Raw genomic sequence first — 23810 nt, forward strand, 5'->3', positions numbered from 1 at the left:
TCTTTCTGCCGTTCGGTCCGGGGTGGCCGCGGGTGTCGGGTGAGCGGTCATGACGGTGCCGCCGCCAGGCGCCAGCCGTGGGCCCGCGCGCGCCGTTCCCAGAAGGAGGCGTACGTGCCGCCTGCCGTCACCAGGTCGTCGTGCGTGCCCCGTTCGGTGATCCGGCCGTCCTCCAGGACGAGGATCTGGTCGGCGCGCACGACGGTGCTCAGCCGGTGCGCGATGACCAGGAGCGTCTTGCGGTCCGCCAGGGTCCGCACGACGTCCGCGAACAACGCCTCGTTCTCCTGGTCGAGAGCGGCGGTGGCCTCGTCCAGGACGAGGATCGGGGCGTCCTTGAGGAGCGCGCGGGCGATGGACACGCGTTGGCGCTGGCCCCCGGAGAGACGTGCGCCGCCCTCCCCCACCTTCGTGGCCCAGCCGTCGGGCAGTTCCTCGATCACGCGGTCGAGGCCGGAGCGGGCCGCGGCCTCGGCCAGTGCGCCGGGTTCCGCGTCGGGGGCGCCGACGCGGACGTTCTCCTCGATGGTGCCGTCGAAGAGGTAGACGTCCTGGAAGACGAGGGAGACATGGGCCGTCAGGTCGTCGGCGGCGATCTCGCGGACGTCGACACCGCCGATGCGGACGGTGCCCTCGGTGGTGTCCCGGAAGCGGGCGAGCAGCCCGGCGATCGTGGTCTTGCCCGCGCCGGAGGGACCGACCAGCGCCGTCATGCTGCGCTCGGGCAGGCGGAAGGTCACGTCGTCCAGGACCGGTCGTGCGGCCGGGGCGTCCGCCGGACCGCCGTCGTCCCCGTCGTAGCGGAAGCCGACCCCGGTGAACTCCACGCTCGCGTCGCGAGGGGTCCTCGGCTCGGCGGGCTGGGGGAAGGGCGGTTCGTCGAGGACCGCGCCGAGGCGTTCCAGGGTGTTGCGGGCGATGCGCATCCCGGCACCGGCCTCGGCGGCGGAGGAGACGCTGTCGATCAGCCGGACCAGCAGCACCAGGAGCGCCAGCAGGGTGGGCACGGTGAGCGAACCGTCGAGCTGCCAGGACACCCCGAGGGCGAGCAGCAGGGCGAACACGAGCCGGGTGGCGAAGGAGAAGGAGACCAGGCCGGGCAGCCCCCGCGCGATGAGCCGCCGGTCCGCGCGCGCCTCGGCCAGCAGGGCGTCGTCCAGCGCTCCGTAGCCTTCGGCGGTCCGCCCGAACGCCCTCAGCACCGGCTGGTTGCGGGCGTACTCCAGGACCCGGTCGGCGGACTCGCCGATGGCGGCGTCGCGGCCGAGGTCGAGGCGGCGCATCACGGCGCTGCTCGCCGCCTGGACGGCGAACAGCACGGGTGCGCAGACCAGCAGCACCAGGGCGGTGCGGACGTCGAAGAAGAACGTGGCGATCACCAGCGTCGCCGGGGTGAGCAGGGAACTGATGAACGGGCGCAGCAGGTGGGCCGGTGTGCTCATCACCTGGATGACGTTCTGGCCGGCCAGCCTGCTGAACTCGGCCGTGCGGCCGGCGGTGAACCAGCCGAGGGGCAGGCGCAGGGCCTGGTCCGCCATACGGCGGTGGAGGACCCGGGAGAGCCGGGAACCGACCGTGAACCCGCCGCCGATGGCCGCGCCCTGGAGCACGGTGTGGGCGAGGGCGCAGGCGACGAACGCCGTCAGCCAGGGCCACACGTCGCCGGGGCCGGGGCCGAGCAGGGCCCGCAGGACGGGCACCAGGAGGGCGAAGGCCACGCCTTGCAGGACGGCCGCGCCGCACTGCAGGACGAGCAGCCGGTTGAGCGGGCGGGAGCCTTCCGGTCCCAGGACCCGGTAGAGCTGACGGATCATCGTGCACTTCCTTCTCGGACGTCGTCCGCGCTGCTCTGGGCGTCCCAGAGGGCGGCGTAGCGGCCCCGGGCAGCCAGCAGCTCGTCGTGGCGGCCCTGTTCGGTGACGCGCCCGTCCTCCAGCACCACGATCCGGTCGGCGGAGCGGACGGTCGACAATCGGTGGGCGATGACGAGCAGGGTGCGGCCGGCCGCGAGCGCGGACAGCGCGTCCTGGATCAGCGCCTCGGAGTGCGGGTCGGCGTACGCGGTCGCCTCGTCGAGCACGAGGACCGGGGCGTCGGCGAGCAGGGCCCGGGCGATGGACAGGCGCTGTGCCTCGCCGCCGGACAGGGTGACGGCCGTGCCCAGTTCGGTGGCGTAGCCGTCGGGCAGGGCCATGACCCGGTCGTGGATGCGGGCGGCGCGGGCACACCGCTCGACTTCCGCGTCGGTGGCCTCCGGGCGGCCCAGGCCGATGTTGTCGGTGACGCTCGCCCGCAGCAGCCGCACGTCCTGCAGGACGAAGCCGACCCGGCGGTACAGCTCGGCCGCGGGGATGTCGCGCAGGTCGGCGCCGCCGAGGGTGACCGTGCCGGCGGTGACGTCGTGGAAGCGGGGCAGCAGCGACGCCAGGGTCGACTTGCCCGAGCCGGAGGGCCCGACGAGTGCGGTGACGGTGCCGGGGGCGAGGTCGAGGTCGACGTCGCGCAGGACGTCGGTCCGCCCGTCGTAGGAGAAGGACACCCCGCGCAGGCGGACGTGGTGGCCGTCGGGCAGGACGGGGGTCGTGGGCTCGGGGAGGGTCGGGGCGTGCAGCAGCTCGGTGATGCGGACGGCGGCGGCCTGACCGGCCCGGATCTGCTGGATGCGCGGGCCGACGACGCCCATGGGGGCGGCGACGGCGGGGCCCAGCAGGAGGAAGGGGACGAGTGCGGCGCCGGGCAGCCGGTCCTGGGTGACGAACACGGCGCCCAGCAAGGTCAGGAGCAGCAGGACCACGGCCGGGGCGACCACCAGCACGGCGGCGGTGGAACTGACCAGGGTGGTGCGGACCCAGCGGGAGAAGAAGTCGGCGAAGCCCTCGGTGGCGTCGACGAAACGCTCGTGGGCCTTGCGGCCGCGTCCGAAGCTCTTGAAGACGGCGATGCCGGAGGCGAACTCCACGGCGGCGGCGGAGATGCGCCCCACCGCGGCTCCGAACTCGGCCATCTGCGCCGCGGCACCCGCCATCGCCCGGCTGAACAGGAACACGCCGAGCAGCAACGGCACGACGCTCAGGAGGGCGAGGCGCCAGTCGACGGTGAACAGGTAGGCCAGTGCCAGGAGCGGCGCGCTGAGCACGGCGACGACGTCGAGCAGGGTGTGGGCGAACAGCGTGTGCAGCGCGCTCACGTCGTCCTGCACCGCCTGCTTGACCTCGCCGGTGCCGCGCTCGGTGAGCCGGCCGAGCGGCAGCCGCCCGATGTGCCGGGCGAGCCGGCGCCGGAGCGTGAGCTGGAGGTCGTTGTCGGCGAGGTGGGCGAGGGCGCCGGCCGCCGTGCCGCACACCAGGGCGAGGAGTCCGGCCGCGCAGGCCAGCGCGACCAGCGGCCACAGGGTGTCGCCGTCGGCGGGGGCCCCTGCGGTGAGCCGGTCGGCGATCTCGGAGACGGCGATGAACGGCACCACTCCGGCGAGGGCCGCGACGGTCTGGAGGCCGACGGCGACGGCCAGTCGGCCCCGGACGGGCTCGGTCAGCTCGCGCAGGGGGCGCGGGGGTGCCCCGGTGCCCGTGCCGGGGGCTGCCGGGGTCCGGGTCACCGGGTCCGGGCCGGATTCGGGCGGTTGTGACTTCACTTGACGAGTACTCCGATTTCGGGGATGGGCCGGCCGCCCGCCTCGGTGATGCGGCGGCTGGTCATGCCCGCCTCGCGGGCCAGGCGGGCGACGTCGAAGGTGTGCCAGTCGTAGCTGTCGGCGACCTCGCGCACGGTGCGGCCGTCGCGCAGCACCTTCCAGGTCGTGGTGAACCGCATGGCGTCGCCCTCGGTGGGTTCGCCGCCGATCCACCACTCGTAGGTCTGGCGGCCGATGGTCTCCCGCAGGGACATCACCGGAGGGATGACGCGGGGCGAGGAGACCCCCATCAGTTCCACGACGATGGGCGCCCCCTCGGGCAGGCGGGCGGCGAGCCGCTTCCACAGAGCCGTGCGTTCGGGGACGGTGAGATGGCCGGCCACGCCGAAGATGACGACGGCGGAGAGCCGTTCGGGCAGCGCGAGGTCCTGGGCCGCCGCGTCGACCACGGTCACCCGGCGGCGCAGGTCCGGGTCGCGGGCGACCCGGGAGGTGAGCATGGCCCGCATGGTGGCCGACGGTTCGGCGGCGAGTATCTCGGCGTCGGGGAGCGCGGCGGCGATGACCTCGGTCACGCGCCCGGTGCCGGCGCCGATCTCCAGGACGGGACCGTGCGAGACGTCCAGTCCGGTCAGGACGCGGGTCAGCGGGGGGCCGCTGCTGGCGGTGTGCCGGGTGGCGACCAGCTCGTAGAACTCGGCCGAGGTCGAGTAGTAGTCGATCACGTCAGTCTCCTGGCGGCGGGGTTCAAGGGGTGCTCGGCCAGGTGCGCCGGGCGTCCGTGGTCAGCGAGGGGTCAAGTCGGCGCAGGACGGTGGCGACCACCTCACGGCGTCGCGGGGTGAGGTAGAAGTGGTCGCCGGGGAAGACCCGGACCTCGGTGCGCGCGGTGGTGAGGTCCGCCCAGCCGCCGGCCCCCTCGCGGCTGCGTTCCGCGCCGAGCTCCGGGTCGGCGTCGCCGGTCAGCACGTGGATCGGGCAGGACAGCGGCGGCCGCCGCTCGGGCCGGTGGGTCTCGATGATCCGGTAGTCGTGGCGGACGGCGGTGAGGACCAGGGGGCGCAGCCCCGGGTCGTCGAGGACCTCGCGGCTGGTGCCGCCGAGCCGGGCCAGTTCCGCGCACAGGACGTCGTCGTCCTGGCGGTGCAGCTGTCCGGTCACCGCCGTGCCGGGCGCGGCCCGGCCGGAGGCGAAGAGCCGGCGTGGGCCGGGGACCCCCCGGCGGTCCAGTTCATGGGCCAGCTCCCAGGCCACGGCGGAGCCCATGCTGTGCCCGAACAGGGCGTACGGCCGGTCGAGCAGCGGCAGGACGGCGTCCGCCACCGCGGTCACCAGCTCGCCCATGCCGGTGCTCGCCGGGTCGTCGAAGCGGTCCTCGCGGCCCGGGTACTGGATGCCGATCAGTTCCACCTCGGGGGGCGTCAGCGCCGCCCAGGGCCGGTAGAAGCCGGCGCTGCCGCCGGCGTGCGGCAGGCAGATCAGCGTGAGCCGGGCGGCAGCGCCCTCGTTCCACCGCCTGATCCACGGGCTGTCGGCGCGGGCGGACGCGTTCGGGCGGAAGGCGGCGGTCACCAGGTCACCATCAGTTCGTCGAGGCCGAAGGTGGCCGAGTCGTGCTTGACGACGACCTGGTCCCGCTCCCCCGCGAGGCGGAGCGTGGGGACGCGGCGGACGAGCGTTTCCAGGGCGACCTCCAGCTCCAGCCGCGCCAGGTGCTGGCCGATGCACTGGTGCACTCCGTAGCCGAAGGCCACGTGGTGGTTGTCCGTGCGGTGGAAGTCGACCCGCTCGGGCTCGTCGAACTGCTCGGGGTCGTGGTTGGCACCGGCGAGGAGCGCGATGACACCGTCGTCGGCGGGGACGGTGACGCCGGACAGTTCGATGTCCTCGGCGGCGACGCGCAGCGGAATGGAGTCGGCGACGGACAGGACGCGCAGGAGTTCGTCCACGGCCGCGGGCATCAGGGAGGGGTCCTCGCGCAGCTGGGCCGGCAGCTCCGGCCGGTCCAGGAGGAGCAGGGTGCTCAGGGCGATCATGCTGGTGGTGGTCTCGCGGCCGGCGTTGATGGTGATGCCGAGGGTGGACAGCAGCTGGTCCATGGTCACGTTGCCGGGCACCAGGTGGTCGGTGACGAGCTTGGAGATCAGGTCGTCGCGGGGTTCCTCCCGGCGCTCGGCGACCAGCCCGGCGAGCAGGCCGAAGAGGCCGCCGAGGGCTTCGGAGACCTGCTCGGCGGTGCTGTTGCGGGAGCCGGAGATCCGGGTGACGTCCCGGAAGAACTCCAGGTCGTGCCGCGGGATGCCGAGCAGTTCGCAGATCACCGACGTGGAGACGGCGTTGGCGTACGCGGTGACGAAGTCCACCGGGCCGCCGGCGTCCAGCATGGCGTCCAGGATCTCGTCCACCCGGGCCTGTACGGCGGGCCGCATCGCGCGGACCCGGCGCACGGTGAACGCCGGGAGCAGCATGCGCCGGTAGCGGGTGTGCTCGGGGGCGTCGGTGCGGATGAAGGGCCGGAACCTGGCCCCGGCCTCCTGCTCGCCCTCACCCAGGGCGGGGAAGCCCGGACGGCGGATGTCGGCGCTGGCACGCGGGTCGGAGAGCAGTTCCCGCACGTCGTCGTAGCGGGTGACCACCCAGGCCTCCCGCTTGGTCGGCAGGGTGACGCGGGCGACCGGTTCGTCGGTGCGCAGCGCGGCGTACTCGGCGGGCGCGGCGAAGGGGCAGCCGCGCCGCATCGGGAAGGCGCGGGGCGGGAGGGCGCCGGGGGCGTCGGACGCCGTCGGGGATTCGGGGGATGTCATCGGTGGTCCTCAGCGGTGGATGGAGGTGGTGACGGGGGCAGGGGTGTGCGGCGCGTCCGGTGCGCGGGTGAGTACGGCCAGCGGGGGTGCGCCGGGGCGGGTGGGCAGGGCGCGTGCGGTCATCCCGGACTCGGCGACCACCTCCTTGAGCCCGATGGGGGCCCACCGGTAGGAGTCGTGCACCTCGCGCTCCGCCTCGGGGGCGTCGTCACGGTAGACGCGCCAGGTGGAGTGCAGCAGCAGCACGCCGTCCTCCGCGTCGTCCGGCGCTGCGCCGAACGACCACTCGTAGCGGTGCCGTCCGGCGGTGGCGGTGGCCAGCCTGGTGTCGGGAAGGGTCAACGGCTCCTCGAACTGCATGAGTTCGACGATCACGAGCCCTCCGGGAGCCAGCCTCCGGTTCACTCGCCGCCAGAGCCGGGCCCGTGCGTCGGCGTCGAGGTGGCCGAGGACTCCGCACAGCAGGACGACGCTCATCCGGTCCGGCAGGTCCAGGTCGGGCGCGGCGTCCGCGGTGACGGTGACGCGGGAGCGCAGGTCCGGGTCGCTGAAGACCCTGCTGGTGAGTACGGCGCGCATGCCGACCGCCGGTTCGCAGGCCAGGATCTCGGCGTCCGGCCGGGCACGGGCGACGGCCTCGGTCACCAGGCCGGTCCCGGCGCCGATGTCGACCACGGGTCCGGTGCTGAGGTCGGCGTCGGCGAGGAGCGCGGCGACGGCGGGCGCGCTCGCGGTCGCGGTGTGCTCGGCGGCGACGAGGTCGAAGAACTCGGCCGACGGGGTGTAGGGCGCGGCACCCGCAGGGCCGCGGGTGCGTTCCGGGTCGCCGGCGCGATCGGTCTCGGCGCGGTGCGCGTCGGCGCGATCCGTCTCGGCGCGGTGCGCGTCGGTGCGCGCCTGCCGGGGAGCGGGGAAGACGTCGCTGAGCGCGAGGGGCCGCGGGGTGGCCGGACGTACGATCTCGGGCGGTCCGAGCCGTGCGGCGAGGTCGGTCCAGATGCGGCACACGGCCAGGTCGTACTGGCCCGCGCGCAGGGCGTCGCCGTCCTGCTCGACGGCATCGCGGAGCCCGTCGAGTGCGCCGCCGACCGCTTGCGGCCACAGGTCGGAGAAGACGGTCCGGAAGGTGCCCGTGGTCCCGACGACGGCCGTGGTGCCCAGGCCCAGCCGTCCGGTGCCCGGTCCGTCGAGGACGAAGCGCCGGTCGGCGTCGCGCCCGACGTGCAGCCGGGGGCTCCACAGCACGGGGCCGTGGGTGTCGGCCAGGGTGAGCACTCCGCCTTCCGTGCCGAGCGAGATCCGGTGCCAGTGCAGGGCGTGGTTGTCCCGGTCGGACGGGTCGAGCTGGTGGTGCACGCGCAGCGTGAGGGGTACGCCCGCCAGCATGCCGTGCAGGGAGCGGAACGGCTGCGGTCCGATCTCGGCGGGCAGCGGCGCCGGGTCCGCGAAGCGCCAGGGGCGCAGGGTGCCCAGCGCCCGGCCGAGGATGTCCACCAGGGGGTGCATCAGGTGGACCGGGGTGGCGGCGTCGACGAAGAGCGGTTGCTGCTGGGCGACGAGTCTGCGGGCCGCGTCGACGAAGTCGCGGACCGGGGCGACGTGCGGGTAGTGGGTGTTGAGCCGGTACTGCACTCCCCGGCGGCGTGCGTGGGTGAGGTTGTCCGTCAGCTCGGTGAGGTGGACGGGGTGTTCCTGGAGGACGTGGATGCCCCGGTCCATGAGCGCGCGGGCCAGATCGGTGCCCCGGCCGCCCGAGATCGAGGAACTCACCGCCACACAGGCGGCGTCGATGCCGGCCGGGAGGTCACCGGTGTCCGTGTAGTGGGGGACGCCGAGTCGCTGGGCGTACGCCCGGGAGGCGGCCGAGCCCCGGCTCAGGAGGCCAGCCAGCTGGTATCCGGGGCGGCGGTGTGCGGCCTCGGCGTAGAAGCGGCCGAAGTTGGTGCCGCAGACCAGCACCCGGAAGGGGGTGGAGGTGGTGTTCACAGCGCGCCCTCTTCCACGTGGTCGGCGCCGGCCGCCGTGCCGGTGGGCCGGAGGTCCGCGGCGCCGCGGCCACGCAGGTGGCGCACCACGGTGCCGGGGTCCAGCACGTCGCAGGCGAAGTGGACCCCTGCGGGCACCCGGTCTCGCAGCACGGCGTCCACCGCGAGCGCGCCCACGGTCGCGGTGAGCCGGTAGCTGCTGGCCGCGCGCAGGGTCACTCCCGCGGTGGCCGGCCGTCCGGACGCGGTGCCCGACAGTGCGAAGTCCATGACGTAGTAGGGCGCCCGTCCGGCCAGGTCGAGGTCGGCGGCGAGGAACAGCCGGTCCGCCAGCTCCGCCGGGTCGTCCCCGGCGGCGAGGCGGCCCGGGAGCCGGTTGAGCAGGGCGCGCACGGCGGGGCCGGGGTGGACGTTGTACCAGTCGAGGCGGTCCAGGCCGAGGGCGGTGGCGAGGCGTTCGCTCTCGCCGCTGAGGTAGGGCTGGAGCGCCACCCGGCCGGGGAAGGCGTGGTGTTCGGTGTCCTCGGCGGTGCGCAGGGTGCGCGGGACGCGCCGGCCGCCGCGGACGGCGGCGAGGGCCTCGCCGTAGGCGGCGCCGTCCGCGCCTCCGGAGGTGAGGGAGAGCATGAGGTCGTGCGCCACGGTCGGCGAGCAGGTCTCCAGGCCGCCGCAGTACGCGGTCAGCGCGGAGACACGGTCCAGGCCCTGCCCGGCCAGCCAGCGGGGCAGCAGGCTGGACAGGCCCGGCAGGGCCCCGGCCGACAGGACGACCGTGCGGCCGTCGCGGGCCGGGTCGCCCGCCGCCAGGAGGTCCTCGGCGGCCGGGTCGTCCCCGGCCACGTCGACGCAGTGCGCCCCGGCGGCGAGTGCGGCGGCGGCGACCGTGGCGCGCAGCCGGTAGGTGGGGCCCGCGCAGTTGAGGACCAGGTCGCAGCCCTCGGTGAAGGCACGCAGGCCGTCTGGTGCGGTGGCGTCCGCCCACACCGTCTCGTCGTGGCCGGCGGGGTCCTCCTCGGCGACCGCGCACAGCGCCGCCGCGGTCCGGCCGCCCAGGCGCAGTCCGGTGTGCCCGAGTGCGCGCAGTTCCCGTACGGCGGCCCGGCCGACCGCCCCGGATGCGCCGAGGACTCCGATCAGGGGCTTGGTCATCGGGTGATCGCCCCCTGGGTCAGTTCGCCGAGGGTCTTGAGGATGCCGGGCGCGTGCTCGACGGACAGGCAGCTGTAGTGGTCGCCGCCGATGTCGACGATGTCCAGGTCGCCCAGGGTCAGTTCCTCCCAGTAGGCGGTGACGGCGTCCTTGCTGCCGGGGAAGGGGTAGGCGCCGTCGTGGCGCAGGAAGGTGATGTCGCCCGCGTAGGGCTCGGCGTCGTAGCGGGTGATGGCGAAGACGCTCTGGCGGAAGGCGAGGAAGAGCCGGGTCATGTGGTCGGGTTCGTAGGTGCCGGCGGACGCGGGCACCGCCTCGCACATCCGGGCGATCCGGGTGGCGCGGGGGACGTCGGCGAGCCGGCGGAAGCAGCCCGCGACGTCCTCGAACTGCGCGGGCAGTGCGGCGAGTCCGCCGTCGGGCAGCACACCGGGGCTTGCGGCCAGGACGGCGTCGGCCGCAGCGGCCACCCGGTACTGGTCGTCCAGGAAGCCGAGTTCGGCCGGGTCGATGCCCATCATGACGGCGAAGGAGTACTCGGCGAGGAGTTCGTCGTCGAGGCGGAAGCGGGGGCTGTGGCTGCTGATCACGGTGAGGCTCTCCACCTCCGCCCCGGACTCGGCGAGGTTGCGGGCCACTTCGGTGGCGATCAGGCCGCCCAGGCAGTAGCCGACGACGTGGAAGCGGCCGCGGCCGTCCGCGGTCAGGGCCCGCGCGTAGTCGGCCGCCATCCGCTCGATCAGTCCGTCGGGCGGTGCGGCGAGGAAGGCGCTCAGGTCGGGCACCTCCACGCCGACGACCTCGGCGAGGCCCGGCGAGCGGCGCCTGATCTCGGTGATCAGCGCCCGGTACGGCATGATCGTGGCGGTTCCGGCGTGCACCAGCACGGTCGTCGGCTCGTCCTGCGTGCGGGAGCCGTGCAGGTGGATCACCGGGTCCGTGCGCGGGGCCCCGGTGGCGGGCGCCTCCTGGGCGCCGGCGAGGCCGCGCAGGAACCCCGCGAGGCCCGCGACCGTGGGGCGGCGCAGCATGTGGCGCAGGACGACGTCCCATTCCAGGTCCGCCGCCTGCGGGATCCGTTCGCGCAGGCGGCCCACCATGCGGGCCACCAGGAGCGAGTCGCCGCCGAGGTCGAAGAAGTCGTCGTTGCGGGTGACGCGGTCGACCGCGAGGAGTTCCGTCCACAGGTCGGCCAGGCCGCTCTCCAGCTCGTCCCTCGGCTGCTCGTCCACGACGACCGGTGCGCTGTCCCGGGGCAGCCAGGACTGCAGGCGTGCGCGGTCGGTCTTGCCGTTGGCCGTGCGGGGCAGGGTGTCGACGACCTGCCACACCGAGGGGAGCATGTACTCCGGGAGCCGGGTGGCCGCCGTGCGGGCCAGCTCGCCCGTCGGAACGTGGTGCCGGTCGTCCTTCAGCGTGGCGATGAAGACCTCCTGCCCGGTGGCCGCCAGGGCGTCTTGGGCGTCGGGGAGTGTGACGACCTCGGACGCCGCGTGAGCGTCGAGGAGTTCACGCCACTGGGTGTGGGTGAGGAAGGACTGTCCGGTGTGCTCGCGCACATCGGTCCAGGGGCGGCCGGCGACCTCCAGGAACTCCATGGAGACCAGCAGCGGGAGGTTCTCGTCGCGGGTGTTCTCCACGAAGACGAGCTGTCCGCCCGGTACCAGCAGTTCCCGGAGCCTGCCCACGGCGGCGTCCGCGTCGGCGGCGGCGTGCAGCGTGTTGGCGCAGATCACGACGTCGAAGGTGTTGGGCAGCAGGTGCTGGGCGCGCGGGTCCTCGTCGACGTCGAAGCGCTGGTAGCGCACCCAGGTGTGGTCGGCGAAGCGCTCGCGGGCTTCGTTCAGGAAGAACGCCGAGGGGTCGGTGAACAGGTAGTCCACGCCGTACTCGGCGAGGACGGGCACCAGTTCGCCGGTGGTGCCGCCGACGCCGCCGCCGACCTCCAGCACCCGCAGCCGCTCCTCACCGGTGTGGCTCGCGGCGATCTCGCGCAGCGCGGCGACCACCGCGCGGTTGAGGTGCCGGATGGCGAGGTTGTCCCGGTAGGCGGCGTCCGCGGCCTCCGTCGCCGCGCCCGGGAAGAGCAGGTCCCGGATGCCGATGTCCCCGCAGACCAGCTCGGGGAGCCGCTCGGCGCAGGTGCGCATGACGGCGAGCAGTTCGGTGCTCCAGCCGATCTCGTGCTCCAGCTCGGCGGCCAGCCGCCAGCGGCGCTCGGCCTCGGGCGCGGAGACGGGGACGAGGCCGGTGTAGGCGTCGTCGGTGTCCCGGTGGGTGAGCCGGTCCCGGGCGGCGAGGGCACGCAGCCAGCGGCGCACGATGTGCCGGTGCCGGGGCGTGGCCCGCAGTGCCGTGCCCACCTCCTCCGCCGTGCGTGCCGCTCCCCCGTCGAACACTCCGGAGGCGGCCAGTACCCGGGTCGTCTCGGCGACGGCCACGTCGTCGAGGGCGGCCAGGAAGTCGGTGAGCCGTGCGGCGTCGACGGCCGCGGAGGCTTCGCGCACCGCCTCGGCGGCGGCCGCGCGTGCCCGGTCCCGGCGGGTGGCCGAGGCTGTGCCATCCCGGTGCGCCGCCCCGCCGTCCTTGCGTGCCGTCTCCACGAACGCGGCCAGGCGTCGTCCGCCCGCCGCCGAGTCGTCGACGACGACCGCGCCCGCCGCGACGGCCGGATGGGCCTGTACGGCGGCCTCCACCTCGGCGAGTTCGACCCGGTAGCCGCGGATCTTGATCTGGGCGTCCTCCCGGCCCAGGAACTCGATGGTCCCGTCGGGCAGGTACCGGCCGAGGTCGCCCGTGCGGTAGAGCCGCTCTCCGGTCGCGGGGTCGGTGAGGAACCGCTCCGCGGTGCGTTCCGCGTCGCCGAAGTAGCCGAGGGCCACGCCGGCGCCGCCGATGTACAGCTCGCCGGGCACCCACTCGGGCCGTGGCCGCAGGTGCCGGTCGAGCACGGCGAAGGTCTGGTTGGTCAGGGGCTTGCCGTAGGGGATGCTCGGGCGGGCCGTGTCCACCGTGCCGATCGGGTGGGCGATGGACCAGATGGCGCCCTCGGTGGCCCCTCCGAGGGAGACGACCTCCAGGCCGGGCAGCAGTTCACGGGCCTGGTCGGGCAGCGCGACCGGTATCCAGTCGCCGGATATCAGCGCGAGCCGCAGGGAACCGTCTTCGGCGGGAGGCTCGGAGCGGAGCCAGTCGCACAGCATGTGCAGCTGGCCCGGCACGGAGTTCCAGACCGTGACGCCGAAGTCGCGGACCAGTTCGGCCCAGTGGGAGGGATCGCCGCGCCGGTCGGCGCGGGGCAGGACGAGGGCGGCGCCGACGGCGAGCGGTCCGAACAGGTCGTAGACGGACAGGTCGAAGCCGAGCCCCGCGATGCCCAGGACGCGGTCGTGTGCGGTGACGCGGTGGCGGCGGTTGATGTCCTCGACGGTGTTCAGGGCCGCCCGGTGGCTGATCATCACGCCCTTGGGCGTGCCGGTGGAGCCGGAGGTGTAGATGACATAGGCGAGGTCGTCCGGGTCCCGGGGTGCGGTGACCGCCGTACCGTCCGCGCCGGACTCCTCGGCGCGGTCCACGGCGACGGCCGACACCGTGTCCGGGAGGTCTTCGAGTTCGGCGAGCCAGGACTGGGTGAGGACGGTGCGCACGCCCGCGTCCGCGATGATCGTGTCGCGCCGGGCGGGCGGCTGGGCGGTGTCGACGGGCAGGTAGGCGCCGCCCGCCATGAGGGTGCCGAGGACGGCGACGACCTGCTCCCAGCCCTTGTCCGTCCAGATGGCCACCGGTTCCCCGGGGCGCAGTCCGGACGCCGTCAGCGTCTTGGCGAGGCCGGTCGCACGGTCCACGAGCCGCCGGTAGGAGAGGGCCAGTTCGGGGGTGCGGACCGCGATGGCGTCCGGTGTCCTTCGTGCCTGGGCGAGTACGGGTTCGTGGAGCAGGGTGTCGGGCAGCGGGCCCTCGGTGGCGTTGACCGCGGCCCGGCGCGCCGTCTGCGCCGCGGGCAGGCTGATCCGGGCCGGCGCGTCCCAGGCGGCCTCCCCGGCCCCGCCCGGCGCCGCCAGCGACCGTACGAGTGCGGTGTACGCCTCGAACATGGCGTCGGCCACCCCGTGGGCGAGCGCGCCCTGCCGGATGTCCCAGGACAGGCTCAGCGCGTCGCCGCGGTGCATGACCTGGCAGTCCAGCCACACCTGGGGCGTCCGGGTCACGGCGTACGACACCTCGGGGGGTACGCCCTCGGCGGTGGCTCCGGAGCCCAGGGCGCTGGTGAAGACGACCGGCATGAGCACCGGGGCGCCGGCCCGGCGGGAGAGTTCGGCGAGCACCTCCGAGCCGGTGAACAGCGGGTGTGCCAGGTCTTCGAGGAGCTGCTGCGCCACGGCCCGGGTGCGCTCGGCGAAGTTGGCCCGGGCGCCGAGGTCGACGGCGAGGAGTTCGAGCGAGGTGAAGTCGCCGACGAGGCGGTCGATGTCCTCGTGCAGGGCCGGCCGGTCGACGGTGGGCACGTTGAGGGTGAAGCGGCTGGTCCGCGACCAGGCGCCGACCGTTTCGGCGTACGCGGCGAGCAGCGCCGCCGACACGGTCAGGCCGCGCCGTGCGGCCCGTTCGGCGAGCCGGTCCCGGTCGGCCGCGGGCAGCAGGACCTCCAGCCGCCGGAAGGTCACCGGGTCGTCGGGGGCAGGGGTGCGGCCGCCTTCGTCCGGGGCCGTCACGGCGGCCTCCCAGGCTTCGGCGAGGGGCAGTTCGGGGGCGGGCGGCAGGGTGTCGAGGCGTGCGGTCCAGTAGGCCCGGTCGCGGGCGTGGCCGTCGGTGTCGGCCAGGGCACGGCGGGCCAGGACGTAGTCGCGGAAGGTGACGCCCGGGGCGTGGGACAGCGCGTGGCCGCCGTAGCCGCGCCGGAACTCGGCGAGCAGGAGGCGCAGGCTCGCGTGGTCGACGACGAGCATGTCGAAGGCGAGGTGGAGCACCGCCCGTTCGGCGGTCCGGGTCACGTGCACGTCGAAGAGGGGCCACTGGTCGGTGGGGGCCTCGCGGGTGGCCAGCCGGGCCCGGGTGCGTGCGAGCTGTGCCTCGGCGGTGGCGGCCTCCAGCGCGGTCAGGTCGTCGGTGCCGACGGTCAGTGCGGGGACCTCGGGCAGCACCCGCTGGTAGCCGTCGTGGTGGACGACGGCGCGGAGCATGTCGTGCCGCTGGACCAGTTCCCGCCACACGGAGGTCACGCGGTCCACGTCCAGGTCGGGGTATTCCAGCTCCACGTAGGCGTGGCAGCCGACACCCCCGTAGGCGTAGGCGTCGGTGCGGCCGATGAGGTAGGCGGCCTGGATGTCGGTGAGCGGGAACGGTTCGTGGCGGTTGCCGGGGTCGGCCCGCAACGCGGGCTCCGCCGCCTCCAGGTGGCGCAGGATGGCTTCCTTGTGCGTGCGCAGTTCGGCTCGGTGGGTGTCCGTGAGCGTGCCCTGCGGGGCCCGGAAGCGCAGTTGTCCGTCCTGGGCCCACAGCGTCACGCCCTCGTCGGCGTATCGGGCCAGCAGTTCAGCGATGTTCACAGCTCTCCGGTCTCGTAGGCGGTCCCGTGGGCCGCGAGGGTTCGGGTGATGTCCGCGGCGAGCGCGGCGATGGTCGGTGCGGCGAAGAAGCGGCGGGCGGGCACGGCGGCCCCGAACCGGCGCTCGATCGCGGTGAGCAGGCGCAGCGCGGTGAGGCTGTCGCCGCCCGCGGTGAAGAAGTTGGCCTCGCGGTCCGGCTCGGTGTGCGGCAGGTACGCGTGCCAGAGCGCGGCCAGGGCGGTCTCGGTCCCGTCCCGTGGCGGCTCGGCGGCGGCCGGGACCGGCTCCGGTCCGGCGAGGTGGGCGAGGGCGGCCCGGTCGACCTTGCCGTTGCCGGTCAGGGGCAGGGCGGGCAGGAGCAGGATGCGGGACGGGACGGCATAGGCCGGTACCCGCTCGGCCAGCAGCCCGAAGAGGGCCTCGGTGAGTTCGGGGTCCTCGACGCGAGCGGCGCCCTCGGCGGACGGCGGCTCGTGCGGTACGGCGAACGCGACCAGCCGCCGGGCGGTGCGCTCCCCCGCGGCCACGACGGCGGCCCGCGCGACGGCCGGATGTGCCTCCAGGGCGGCTTCGACCTCGCCCGCCTCGATGCGGTGGCCGGCGATCTTCAGCTGGCTGTCGAGCCGGCCGAGGAACTCCAGCAGTCCGTCGCCCCGGAACCGGCCCAGGTCACCGGTGCGGTACCAGCGCCGGCCGTCCTGCTCGACGAACTTCTCGGCGGTCCGTACCGGGTCGGCCAGGTAGCCGCGGGCCAGTCCCGCGCCGCCGATCCACAGCTCGCCGGGTGCCCAGTCGGGACAGTCCCGGCCGTCCCGGTCGACCACCCGGTAGTGCTGCCCGGTCAGCGGACGTCCGTAGGGAATGGAGACCCACCGGGGGTCCGGCTCGTCGACGGTCAGGGTGTTGGACCAGATGGCGGCCTCGGTGGCGCCGCCCATCGCGACGAAGGCGCAGTTCCGCGCGGTCCGGGCCCGCAGCCGGGCGGGCAGGTCGAGGCCGATCCAGTCGCCGGAGACCAGTGCGGTCCGCAGCCCCGCGAGTCTGCCGCCCGCCCGCCGGTCGCCGTCCTCCCGGCTGTCACCGTCGTCCGGGGCATCCTGTTCGTCGGCGTCGAGCAGCAGGTCGAGCAGGGCCGGGACGGTGTTCCAGACGGTCACGCCGTGCCGTTCCAGCAGGCGCGGCCAGCGGGCCGGTTCGCGGCGCTGGTCGTCGGTGGGCAGCAGGAGGGAGCCGCCCGCGGCGAGCAGGCCGAAGACGTCGTACACGGAGAGGTCGAAGTCCAGTGCCGACAGGGCGAAGACCCGGTCGTCCCCGGACACCTGGTGGCGGGCGTTGATGTCCGCCACCGTGTTCCAGGCGGCGGCGTGGGTGATCTCGACGCCCTTGGGCTCGCCCGTGGAGCCCGAGGTGAAGATCACGTAGGCAAGCGACTCGGGAGGCGTCTCGGCCGGCGTGGTCTGCGGCTCGACGCACTGCGTGTCCGCGAAGGACAGGCTGCGGGGGCCGGTGCCCTCCCGCGTGGGCCAGCTTCCCAGCACGGCGTCGAAACCGGCGGTGGCGTGCACCCGCTCCAGCCGGGCGGCGGGCTGTTCGAGGCTCAGGGGGGCGTAGGCAGCGCCGGCCGCGAGGACGCCGAGGACGGCCGCGATCTGTTCCGGGCCCTTGGGCAGGGTGACCGCGACCAGGTCGCCCGGCCGCACTCCCGCGTCGCCGAGCGCGGCGGCGGTGCGCAGCGCCTGTGCGGCCAGGGTGCCGTAGGTCACCTCCTCCCCCGCCGTGCTGACGAGGGCGGTGCGCTCGGGCGTGGCCGCCGCGTGGGTGAAGAACATCCGGTGCAGCGGCCGCGGCGCCACCGGTTCCAGGGCCGCCTCCCGTGCCGCGGCGGCCCGCCGTGCGTAGTGGGACGCGGGTACCAGGTCGGGCAGCGGTGTCTGCCAGCCACCGTCCACGAGATGCCGCAGCAGCCGCTCGTACGCGCGGAACATCGCGTCCAGCACGCCCTCGGCGAAGAGTTCCTCGACCGCGTCCCAGGTGACGACCAGGCTCCCGGACTCCTCGGTGACCTGGTTGTCCAGGCAGACCTGCGGGGACTGGGAGATGCCGTGGACCTTCGGGGGCAGTCCGGTGCCCCCTTGGGCCAGCGTCGCGTCGCCGACGCCGATGGCGCTGGTGAACACCACGGGTGCGGCGGCGTCCACCGTGCCCGTGCGCCGGCCGAACTCCCGCAGCAGCCAGTCGATCGGCACGTCGGCGTGGTCGAGGTCCTCCGCCTGCCGCCGTTGCAGCGCGGCGGCCGCGGTCGTCCAGGCGGCGGCCCCTTCGCGCCGGTAGCCGGCGAGGGACAGGGAGGTGAAGTCGCCCAGTACCCGGTGGATGTGGGGGTGGACGTCACGCCGGTTGAAGAGGGTGAGGGTGACGGTCACGGCGTCGGTGCCGCTCCAGGCCGCGAGGACCTCCGCGTACAGGGCGAGCAGGACGGTGGACGGGGTCAGACCGTGCCGGGCCGCCTCCCGTTTGACGGCCTGCCAGTCCTCGGCGGGCAGGCTCGTCCGGCGCCGGGTGAAGACGGGGGCGTCGAGGGTCGCCGGGTCGCGGTCGAAGGGCAGGGCGGGCGGTGGCGGCAGTTGCGGCAGCCGGGTCTGCCAGTGGGCGCGGGCCCGGGCGGTGGACTCCGGGTCCGCCGGGAGACGGGTCAGGTAGTCGCGGAACGACACGTCGACGGGCGGCAGCCGGTGTTCCGGGTCGGCGTAGAGCGCGTTCAGTTCGGCGTAGAGCGTGGTGATGGAGAGCGCGTCGAGGACGAGGTAGTCCAGGCCGATGCCGATCCGGGTCCGTACCTCGGCGTCCTTGCCGTCGGTGGCCTCGTCCGCGCGGTAGCGCACCGCCTCGACGGCGAAGAGCGGCCACCGGGCGGGGTCGCGGACCTGCTGGGACAGACGGGAGCGCAGACCGGCCAGGGCCTCGGCCGCTGTGCCCGCGCGGGCGTCCGCCACCGGCAGCCGCACCGGGGGGACCTCGGGCAGCACCCGCTGGTGTCCGTCCTCGACGACCGCGCGGAGCATGCCGTGCCGTCGGACGAGGGTGTTCCAGGCGCGCTCCAGCCGCTCCAGGTCGACGTCGGTGCCGTCGAACTCGGTGTAGTGCCAGGTGCCCACGCCGCCGAGGGTGAAGCGGGGGTCGCGGCCGGTGTGGTAGGCGGCCTGGACGTCGGTGAGCGGGAACGGCTCGTGCGCGTGCTCCGGATCGGGCACGAGGACGGGAGCATCGGGCACGAGGGCGGGAGCGGTGTCCGGTCCCGTCCGGCCGTCGGCGGCCGCCGCGGTGTGCAGCGTCGCGCAGAAGTGCCGGAGCACGGGCCGGGCGAAGAGGTCGGCCACGCGGGCGCCGGGCAAGCCGCGGGCCCGCAGCCGTCCGATCATGCGGGTCGCGACCAGCGAGTCGCCGCCGAGCAGGAAGAAGCTGCTCTCGCGGCCGACTTCGGCCACGCCGAGCAGGTCGGCCCACTCGGCCGCCACGGCGGTCTCCACCGGTCCGTCCGGCGGCGACGTGCGGGGGCCGTCCTGCCCCGCGGCCTCGGTCAGCGCCCGGTGGACGGCCGCCCGGTCGAGCTTGCCGTTGGCGGTCAGCGGCAGTTCACGCAGGACGAGGACGCGTTCGGGGACCATGTGGGCGGGGAGGCGTTCCGCCGCCCGCAGCCGTACCTGGTCCGGGTCCAGGGCCCCGGCCGGGGCGGACACGGCCGCGGCGAGGCGGCGTACCGGTGTGTCGAGGACGCAGGCCACCGCGTGGAGCACGGCGGGGTCGTCCTCCAGCGCGGTCTCGACTTCGCCCAGTTCGATGCGGTGGCCGCCGATCTTCACCTGGTGGTCGGCGCGGCCGAGGAATTCCAGCACGCCGTCGGGCCGGTAGCGGGCCAGGTCGCCGCTGCGGTACCAGCGTTCACCGTCGTGGTCGACGAAGCGCTCCGCCGTGCGTTCGGCATCCGCGCGGTAGCCGTTGGCCACGCCGGGGCCGCCGATCCACAGTTCGCCGGGGACGAGATCGGGGCAGTCGCGTCCGCGGCCGTCCACGACGCGGGCCCGCATGTTGCGCAGCGGGACGCCGTAGGGGACGGACCTCCAGGCGGGGTCGGTCCGCTCCACCTCGAACACCGTGGAGTGGACGGCGGCCTCCGTCATGCCGCCGAGCGCCACGAAACGGCAGCCGGGTACGAGGGCCCGCAGTCGGCGGGGCTGGTCGAGCCCGACCCAGTCGCCGCCGAGCAGCACCATGCGCAGGCAGTCGCCGAGGCCCTCGTCCTCCCCGGCGGCCATCAGCAGGTCCAGCAGGGCGGGCACGCACTGCACCAGCGTCACGCCGTGGGTGCGCACCAGCCGCGCCCAGTGGTGGGCGTCGCGGCGGTGCTCCTGCCCCACGGCGACCACCTGGCCGCCGAGGGACAGCGGGGTGAAGATGTCCCAGGTGGCGAGGTCGAAGTCCAGCGCGGAGATCGCGAGCGTGCGGTCCGCCGGGCCGAGGCCGAGCTGCTCCGCCATCGCCTCGACGGTGTTGACGACCGCCCGGTGCGACACCTCGACGCCCTTGGGCAGTCCCGTCGAGCCGGACGTGAACAGCACGTAGGCGGGCAGGGCGGGGTCCGGCTCGACGACCGGCGCGGGCCGGGCCCCGGCCGTGTCCTCCACCAGCAGCACCGGGGCCGGGGAGGCGTCCGCGCAGAGGTGGGCGTGGTCCCGGTCGGTGAGGACGGCGGCGGCAGCGGCCACGGAGTGGATGCGTCGCCGGCGCAGGGCGGGCTGTTCCACGCCGACGGGTGCGTAGGCCGCGCCCGCCGCCAGGATGCCGAGGACCGCGGTGATCTGGTCGGCGCCCTTGGGCAGGGTCACGGCGACGGTGTCGCCCTCCCGCACGCCGTGGTCGGCCAGCAGTGCGGCGATCTGCCGCGCCCGGTGCGCGAGTTCGCCGTAGGTGAGCGTCGCGCCGGTGGCAGGGACGACCGCGGTGCGGTCCGGTTCGGTCTCGGCGAGCCGGAAGAAGCGGGTGTGCAGGGCGCGGTCCGCAACGGGTGCCGGGGGCAGCGCCGCCACCGCGCGCCGGGGCAGGACGTCGGGGGCGAGGAGGCCGTCCACCGGCCGGGACCAGGCGCCGGGGTCCGTCACCAGGCGGGTGACCAGGCGGCGGTAGGCGTCGAAAGCGGCGTCGGGCACCCCGGCCTCGAACACGCCGTCCCGCACGTCCCAGTTGAGCAGGAGGCCGCCGTCGAGTTCGGTGACCTGGGCGTCCAGATAGACCTGCGGGCCCTGCGAGATGATCCAGGAGGGCCGCCCGAAGGACTTCTGGACGTCCTGCTCGAAGATCTCCCCGAGTCCGATGGCGCTGGTGTACACGACGGGGGCCAGCACCGGGGCTCCCTCGGCGCGGGCGAGGTCGCGCAGTACCTCGACACCGCCGTACGCGCCGTGGGAGATGCCCTCCTGCAACCTCTCCTGGAGCCCGCGGGCCTGGCGGGAGAAGGGGAGCGGAGCACTCATGTCCGCGTCGAGCAGGACCGAGCTGCTGAAGTCGCCCACCAGTGCGGCGGCGTCGGGCATGGACAACTCCCGGTCGAACAGCGGGAGGTTGAGGAGGAAGCGGCGGCTGTCGCTCCAGGCGGCGATCACCTCGGCGAAGGCGGTGGCGAGGGCGGCGGCGGGGGTCAGGCCGTGCCGGCGGGCGGCGCCGACGAGCGCGGCCTTGTCGGCGGGACCGAGCCAGTGGTGCAGGCGGCGGGAGTGGGTCAGTGCACGGTCGTGGCCGCTGACCGGGGTCAGGGCGTCGACGGTCGTCGGCAGCCGCGGGGCCCGCGGCAGCTCCGGCAGGCGCCGGCGCCACCAGGCGGCGGCCCGCTCGCGCTCCGCGCGCCTGCGGACGTCCGTCTCGGCGAGGTAGCGCCGGTAGTCCAGGCCCAGTTCGCGCGGCGGGTCGTCGGGACACTCGTAGAAGCGGCGCAGGTCGGCCAGGAGGACCCGCAGGCTCAGCGCGTCGCCGGCCATCATGTCCAGGTCGATCTGCAGCCGGGTCCGGCCGTCGGGGAGCAGGCACAGGCCCGCGCGGAAGACGTCGCCGGCGCTGATGTCCGGGCGGGCGTGGGTGTTGCGCTCACGCAGCAGGGCCAGCTCGGCCTCGGCCTCGACGGGGGTGCGGTCCCGCAGGTCGTGGACGGTGAGCGGCCCGCTCGCGGCACCGTAGCGCTGGCGGCCGTCCTCGTCGAAGACGGCCCTGAGCATGCCGTGCCGCTGTACGAGCGCCCGCAGCGCGGTGTCGAGGCGGGCCGGGTCGACGTCGTGGCCGTCGAGTTCGACGTAGAAGTGCGCGGCGACGCCGCCGAGGGGCTGTCCGTCCTGGCGTCCGATCCAGTAGGCGTGCTGCATCGTGGCCAGCGGGAAGGGGTCCGGCTCCGCCCCGGCCGCCGCCGCGGGCTGCGGGGCGGACGGCGGGGGCGGGGCGGCGGGGGCTGCTGCGCCGTCCCGTGCCTGGGCGAGCAGTCTCGTCCACTCCCGCAGGGTCGGGCTGCTGGTGAGGTCCTGGAAGGTGACCTCGCTGCCCTGGCGCCGCCAGGCACCGACCAGGGACATCAGCAGCAGTGAGTCGAGGCCGAGTTCGAAGAGGTCGCGGTCGTCGTCCAGCTCCTCCGGTGCGATCTCCAGCGCGCGTGCCACGGCGTCACGCACCGCGGCGGGCGCGTGGCGGTCGGGGCTGCCGGTGTCTCCTTCCACTGTCCGCGCCTGGACGACTGCTTCATCGCTCACTGGTGCTGCCTTCCGGTCGGATGGGGTGGGAGCCGCGGCGGAGTCCGCCCGCGCCGAAGCCGCCGACGCGCAAGCCGGCGACGCGCAGGCCGCGGTGCCGGGAGCCGTCACGGCACAGGCGGAACCCCCGCTAGATTGAAATGATTATCATTTCTATACTTCACATCGTAATCACACGACGGGGCTCGGCGCCAGAGCCAGAGGCCCGGCAATGAGAGGCGAAGCCCCATGACCGAGACTCAACGGACCTGGTCCGAGGCCGAATCGGCGCGCTACCGAGCCGCCGGGCACTGGCAGGGGGTGACCTTCGGCGCCCGGCTGCGCACCTGGGCGGCCGCCCACGGAGGGCGTGTCGCCCTGGTCGACGGCGACCGGCGGTGGACCTACGCGGAACTGGACACCGAGGCGGACCGCGTGGCCGCCGGACTGCACGGACTCGGGATCGGGCGGGGTGACCGCGTGGTCGTCCAGCTCCCCAACCGCGCGGAGTTCCTGCTCGTCTGGTTCGGGCTGCAGCGGCTCGGTGCCGTTCCGGTGCACGCCATGCCCGGCCACCGGCGGCGGGAGATCGGGCATCTGGTGCGCGTGGCGGGCGCCGTGGCCTGCGTGGTGCCCGACCGGCACGCCCGGTTCGACCACCGGGAGCTGATGCGCGAGGTACGGGCGGAGCAGGGGCCGGGCGGTTCGCTGCGGCACGTCGTGGTGGTCGGCGACCCGGGGAACGACGAGGGCTTCGTCCCCTTCGCGGCGCTGCGCACACCGGCACCGTCCGCGTCCGGTCCCGTCTCCGGCGACGCCGGCGGAGCGGACGCCGCCGACGTCGCCCTCCTGCTGCTGTCCGGCGGCACCACGGGACTTCCGAAGCTCATCCCGCGCACACACGACGACTACGCCTACAACGCGCGCGCCTGTGTGGAGGTCTGCGCACTCGACGCGCGGACCGTGTACCTGGCGGTGCTTCCGCTCGGGTTCAACTTCACCTTCGCCTGCCCCGGCGTGCTGGGCACCCTCATGGCCGGGGGAACCGTCGTCGTCGCGCCCGACCCCAGCCCCCAGACCGGGTACGCCCTCGTCGAGCGGGAGGGCGTGACCCTGACCTCGCTGACCCCACCGCTGGTCCCGCACTGGACACAGGAGGCCGCGGCGGGCGGCTGGGACCTCGGGAGCCTCTCGGTGGTGCAGGTCGGCGGGGCGCGGCTGCCGGAGGACCACGCGCGCACGCTCGGACCGGCGCTCGGGGTGACCGTGCAGCAGGTCTTCGGCATGGCGGAGGGCCTGATCAACCTCACCCGTCTCGACGACCCCGAGGACCTGGTCTGCGCCACCCAGGGCAGGCCCGTCTCGCCGGACGACGAGGTACTCGTGGTGGACGCGGACGGCAGGCCCGTGCCGGACGGTACGGCGGGTGAGCTGCTCACCCGGGGTCCGTACACACTGCGCGGCTACTACCGCGCCGAAGAGCACAACCGCACGGCGTTCACCCCGGACGGCTACTACCGGTCCGGGGACGTGGTGCGGCGCCTGGCCTCCGGGCACCTCGTGGTGGTGGGGCGGATCAAGGACCAGATCAACCGCGGCGGGGAGAAGGTCGCCGCGGTCGAGGTGGAGGAGCAGTTGCTGACGCATCCCGCGATCACGGCGGCGGCGCTGGTCGGTGTGCCGGATGAGCGGTGGGGTGAGCGGTCGGTCGCCTTCGTCGTCTGTGCGGGCACGGCGCCCGGCGCCCGGGAGGTCGCCGCCCATCTCAAGGAGCGGGGGCTGGCCGGGTACAAGGCTCCGGACGAGGTGGTGCAGGTTCCCGGGCTTCCGCTCACCGCGGTCGGGAAGGTCGACAAGGCCGCGCTGGCACGGGGGTTGCCCCGTCCGTGACGCGCCGCGCGCAGGGGCGCCCGGCGATCCGGGCGCCCCTC

General features: G+C 74.6%; 10 protein-coding genes. 1 reads left to right on the top strand and 9 read right to left on the bottom strand.

Annotated features, from left to right (window positions below):
• Positions 1 to 47: 47 nt before the first annotated feature.
• Genes K7854_RS11245 through K7854_RS11285 form a run of 9 tightly spaced genes read right to left on the bottom strand, consistent with a single transcriptional unit; the run spans position 48 to position 21867 of the window.
• Positions 48 to 1814, bottom strand: coding sequence for an ABC transporter ATP-binding protein (locus tag K7854_RS11245; RefSeq protein ID WP_226026268.1), 1767 nt, complete (start codon positions 1812 to 1814; stop codon positions 48 to 50).
• Positions 1811 to 3631, bottom strand: coding sequence for an ABC transporter ATP-binding protein (locus K7854_RS11250; RefSeq protein WP_226026269.1), 1821 nt, complete (start codon positions 3629 to 3631; stop codon positions 1811 to 1813). Before K7854_RS11250 ends, K7854_RS11245 begins: the two co-directional genes overlap by 4 nt.
• Complete coding sequence (locus K7854_RS11255) at positions 3628 to 4356, bottom strand: class I SAM-dependent methyltransferase (RefSeq protein ID WP_226026270.1); 729 nt, start codon at positions 4354 to 4356, stop codon at positions 3628 to 3630. Before K7854_RS11255 ends, K7854_RS11250 begins: the two co-directional genes overlap by 4 nt.
• A 22-nt stretch (positions 4357 to 4378) precedes the next feature.
• On the bottom strand, positions 4379 to 5203 hold the full coding sequence (locus K7854_RS11260; RefSeq protein WP_226026271.1) for a thioesterase II family protein: 825 nt from the start codon (positions 5201 to 5203) through the stop codon (positions 4379 to 4381).
• Positions 5200 to 6435, bottom strand: coding sequence for a cytochrome P450 (locus tag K7854_RS11265; protein ID WP_226026272.1), 1236 nt, complete (start codon positions 6433 to 6435; stop codon positions 5200 to 5202). The genes K7854_RS11260 and K7854_RS11265 overlap by 4 nt, the downstream gene beginning before the upstream one ends.
• Before the next feature lie 9 nt (positions 6436 to 6444).
• Entirely contained in the window at positions 6445 to 8421 is a 1977-nt protein-coding gene (locus tag K7854_RS11270; RefSeq protein WP_226026273.1) for a Gfo/Idh/MocA family oxidoreductase, read from the bottom strand.
• Complete coding sequence (locus K7854_RS11275; protein WP_226026274.1) at positions 8418 to 9569, bottom strand: saccharopine dehydrogenase NADP-binding domain-containing protein; 1152 nt, start codon at positions 9567 to 9569, stop codon at positions 8418 to 8420. The genes K7854_RS11270 and K7854_RS11275 overlap by 4 nt, the downstream gene beginning before the upstream one ends.
• Positions 9566 to 15115, bottom strand: a complete 5550-nt coding sequence (locus K7854_RS11280) for a non-ribosomal peptide synthetase (RefSeq protein ID WP_226026275.1) — start codon at positions 15113 to 15115, stop codon at positions 9566 to 9568. Before K7854_RS11280 ends, K7854_RS11275 begins: the two co-directional genes overlap by 4 nt.
• Positions 15112 to 21867: a non-ribosomal peptide synthetase gene (locus tag K7854_RS11285; protein WP_226026337.1), complete on the bottom strand. Its 6756-nt coding sequence runs from the start codon at positions 21865 to 21867 to the stop codon at positions 15112 to 15114. The genes K7854_RS11280 and K7854_RS11285 overlap by 4 nt, the downstream gene beginning before the upstream one ends.
• 261 nt (positions 21868 to 22128) lie before the next feature.
• On the opposite strand from K7854_RS11285, the gene K7854_RS11290 reads away from it, so the two are divergent.
• Entirely contained in the window at positions 22129 to 23769 is a 1641-nt protein-coding gene (locus tag K7854_RS11290; RefSeq protein WP_226026276.1) for a (2,3-dihydroxybenzoyl)adenylate synthase, read from the top strand.
• Positions 23770 to 23810: the final 41 nt, after the last annotated feature.

Source organism: Streptomyces hyderabadensis, assembly GCF_020404845.1.
GTDB lineage: Bacteria > Actinomycetota > Actinomycetes > Streptomycetales > Streptomycetaceae > Streptomyces > Streptomyces hyderabadensis.